Source organism: Burkholderia sp. LMG 13014 (genome assembly GCF_905232215.1).
In the GTDB taxonomy this organism is placed as follows: Bacteria; Pseudomonadota; Gammaproteobacteria; order Burkholderiales; family Burkholderiaceae; genus Burkholderia.
Genome location: NZ_CAJNKE010000557.1, coordinates 1 through 3,882, shown reverse-complemented (window position 1 = coordinate 3,882; position 3,882 = coordinate 1). Strand labels below are relative to the sequence as shown.

Below are 3,882 nucleotides of genomic sequence, written 5' to 3'. Positions count from 1 at the left end.
AAACCGGGCCGGGCCTGACCACGTTCAAGCCCGACCGCGACGCGCTCGCCGCGCGCATCGAGCGCACGCGCCGCACGCTCGCGGGCGAGGCTGCAGCCGGCGAGGCCGGCTACTTCTTCGTGATGGAAGAATCGAAGACGGGCGACATCGCGGGCGTGTGCGGAATCGAGACGCAGGTCGGCCTCGAACAGCCGTTCTACAACTATCGCGTGAGCACGGTCGTGCACGCGAGCCAGGAGCTCGGCGTGTGGACGCGGATGTCCGCGCTGAACATCTCGCACGACCTGACCGGCTATGCGGAAGTGTGCTCGCTGTTCCTGAGCCCGCGCTATCGCACGGGCGGCGTGGGCGGCCTGCTGTCGCGCTCGCGCTTCATGTTCATCGCGCAGTTCCGCGAGCGCTTTCCGGAGCGCATCTGCGCGGAATTGCGCGGCCACTTCGACGAAGACGGCACGTCGCCGTTCTGGCGCGCCGTCGGTTCGCACTTCTACCAGATCGATTTCAACGCGGCCGACTATCTGAGCTCGCACGGCCGCAAGTCGTTCCTCGCGGAACTGATGCCGCGCTATCCGGTGTACGTCGACCTGCTGCCGCAGGACGCACAGGATGCGGTCGGCCTCACGCACCGCGACACGCTGCCGGCTCGCAAGATGCTCGAGGCGGAAGGGCTGCGCTACCAGAATCACGTCGACATCTTCGACGCGGGCCCCGTGCTCGAATGCCACGTCAACGACCTGCGCACGGTGCGCGAAAGCGTCGTCGTGCCGGTCGAGATCGGTGTGCCGGATGCGAGCGAAAGTGCAGGGGGTGGCCATCCGCCGAAGTCGCTCGTGTCGAACACGTCGCTCACCGATTTCCGCGTCGGCGTTGCGCCGGGCGTGGTCGCGAACGGCTCGTTCGTGCTGTCGGCCGACGATGCCACCGCGCTCGACGTGAAGGCCGGCGATCCGGTCCGCGTGCTGCCGCTCAAAGTCAAACAGGGATAAACGAATCATGACGGAACTCTTCATCGACGGCGCCTGGGTCGCAGGCTCGGGCCCCGTGTTCGCTTCGCGCAACCCGGGCACCGACGAGATCGCATGGCAGGGTGAAAGCGCGTCGGCGGCCGACGTCGACCGTGCGGTCGCGAGTGCGCGCCGCGCGTTCGCCGGCTGGTCGGCGCTCGACTTCGAATCGCGCTGCGCGATCGTCAAGCGTTTCGCCGCGTTGCTCAACGAACGCAAGGAAGCGATCGCGATCGCGATCGGCCGCGAGACGGGCAAGCCGCTGTGGGAGGCGCGCACCGAAGTCGCGTCGATGGCCGCGAAGGTCGGCATCTCGATCCAGGCGTACCAGGAACGCACCGGCGAGAAGCGCCAGGACATGGCCGACGGCGTCGCGGTGCTGCGCCACCGTCCGCATGGCGTGGTCGCGGTATTCGGCCCGTACAACTTCCCCGGCCACTTGCCGAACGGCCATATCGTGCCCGCGCTGATCGCCGGCAATGCGGTCGTGTTCAAGCCGTCGGAGCTCGCACCGGGCGTCGCGCGCGCGACGGTCGAAGTGTGGCAGGAAGCCGGGCTGCCGGCCGGCGTGCTGAACCTCGTGCAGGGCGAGAAGGACACGGGCATCGCGCTCGCGAACCATCGGCAGATCGACGGGCTGTTCTTCACGGGCAGCTCCGATACGGGCACGCTGTTGCACAAGCAGTTCGGCGGCCGTCCGGAAATCGTGCTCGCGCTCGAGATGGGCGGCAACAACCCGCTCGTGATCGGCGAAGTCGAAGATATCGACGCGGCCGTCCATCACACGATCCAGTCGGCGTTCCTGTCGGCCGGCCAGCGCTGCACGTGCGCGCGTCGCATCTTCGTGCCGCAGGGCGCGTTCGGCGACCGCTTCCTCGCGCGTTTCGCCGACGTGACGTCGAAGATCACGGCCGACGTGTTCGACGCCGATCCGCAGCCGTTCATGGGCGCAGTGATCTCGGCACGCGCAGCGGCGAAGCTCGTCGACGCACAATCGCGCCTGGTCGAGCAGGGCGCGAAGCCGATCATCGCGATGACGCAGCGCGATCCGCGCCTCGGCTTCGTGAACGCGGCGATCGTCGACGTGACGGGTGTCGCGAACCTGCCCGACGAAGAACATTTCGGCCCGCTCGCGCAGATCGTCCGCTACGCGACGTTCGACGAAGCGATCGAACGCGCGAACGACACGGCATTCGGCCTGTCCGCCGGCCTGCTCGCTGACAACGCGAAGGTGTGGGAACACTTCCGCCGCACGATCCGCGCCGGGATCGTCAACTGGAACCGGCCGACCAACGGCGCATCGTCCGCCGCGCCGTTCGGCGGCACCGGCCGCTCGGGCAACCATCGTCCGAGCGCGTACTACGCGGCCGACTATTGCGCGTATCCGATGGCGTCGGTGGAAAGCACGCAACTGACCTTGCCCGCGAGCCTGTCGCCGGGCCTGCATTTCTGATCGAGGGAACGACGATGAACGCACAAGAAGCCAATTTCGACGGGCTCGTCGGCCCGACCCACAACTACGCCGGGCTGTCGTTCGGCAACGTGGCGTCGCTCAACAACGAAAAGTCGGCCGCGAATCCGAAGGCCGCCGCGAAGCAGGGGCTGCGCAAGATGAAGCAGCTCGCCGATCTCGGCTTCGCGCAAGGCGTGCTGCCGCCGCAGGAGCGGCCGTCGCTGCGCCTGCTGCGCGAGCTCGGCTTCTCGGGCAAGGACGCGGACGTGATCGCGAAGGCCGCGAAGCAGGCGCCCGAACTGCTCGCCGCGGCGAGCTCGGCGTCGGCGATGTGGACCGCGAACGCGGCCACCGTCAGCCCGTCGGCCGCCCCGAGCGATGGCCGCGTGCACTTCACGCCGGCGAACCTGTGCAGCAAGCTGCATCGCGCGATCGAACACGACGCGACGCGCCGCACGCTGTCGACGCTGTTCGCCGATCCCGCGCATTTCGCGGTGCATGAAGCGCTGACCGGCACGCCGGCACTCGGCGACGAAGGCGCGGCGAACCACACGCGCTTCTGCGCCGAATACGGCAAGCCGGGCATCGAATTCTTCGTGTACGGCCGCGCCGAGTACCGCCGCGGCCCCGAGCCGAAGCGCTTCCCGGCACGCCAGACCTTCGAGGCGAGCCGCGCGGTCGCGCATCGTCACGGGCTGGCCGAAGAAGCGACGGTCTATGCGCAGCAGGATCCGGACGTGATCGACGCGGGCGTGTTCCACAACGACGTGATCTCGGTCGGCAACCGCGACACGCTGTTCACGCACGAGCGCGCGTTCGTCAACAAGCAGGCGATCTACGATACGCTGACCGCCGCGCTCGACGCACGCGGTGCGCGCCTGAACGTGATCGAGGTGCCCGAGGCGGCCGTGAGCGTGAACGACGCGGTGACGTCGTACCTGTTCAACAGCCAGCTGCTGTCGCGCGCGGACGGTTCGCAGGTGCTCGTCGTGCCGCAGGAATGCCGCGAGAACGGCAACGTCGCGGCCTATCTCGACGAACTCGCGGCCGGCAACGGCCCGATTCACGACGTGCTCGTGTTCGACCTGCGCGAAAGCATGAAGAACGGCGGCGGCCCTGCCTGCCTGCGCCTGCGCGTCGTGCTGAACGAAGCGGAACGCGCGGCCGTTACGTCGAACGTGTGGATCAACGACACGCTGTTCGCGTCGCTCGACACGTGGATCGACAAGCACTATCGCGATCGCCTCGCACCGGACGACCTCGCCGATCCGGCGCTGCTCGACGAATCGCGCACGGCGCTCGACGAACTCACGCAGATCCTGCGCGTCGGTTCGCTGTATGACTTCCAGCGTTGATTCCCGCATGGCCGCCGCGCTACTCGACGACTTCCTCGCGTTCACGCTGACCGGTAGCGCGCCGTCCGCA

General features: G+C 68.0%; 3 protein-coding genes. All 3 read left to right on the top strand.

The features are described from left to right. Positions 1 to 986: arginine N-succinyltransferase (astA, locus tag JYJ84_RS30785; RefSeq protein ID WP_205189894.1), on the top strand; the 986-nt coding region annotated here is incomplete at its 5' end. Between the two features lie 7 nt (positions 987 to 993). Next, positions 994 to 2,457 (top strand): succinylglutamate-semialdehyde dehydrogenase, encoded by a 1,464-nt coding sequence (gene astD / locus JYJ84_RS30780; RefSeq protein ID WP_175221261.1) that lies wholly within the window; start codon positions 994 to 996, stop codon positions 2,455 to 2,457. A gap of 14 nt (positions 2,458 to 2,471) precedes the next feature. Further along, positions 2,472 to 3,812 (top strand): N-succinylarginine dihydrolase, encoded by a 1,341-nt coding sequence (gene astB / locus JYJ84_RS30775; RefSeq protein WP_205189893.1) that lies wholly within the window; start codon positions 2,472 to 2,474, stop codon positions 3,810 to 3,812. Positions 3,813 to 3,882 lie beyond the last annotated feature (70 nt).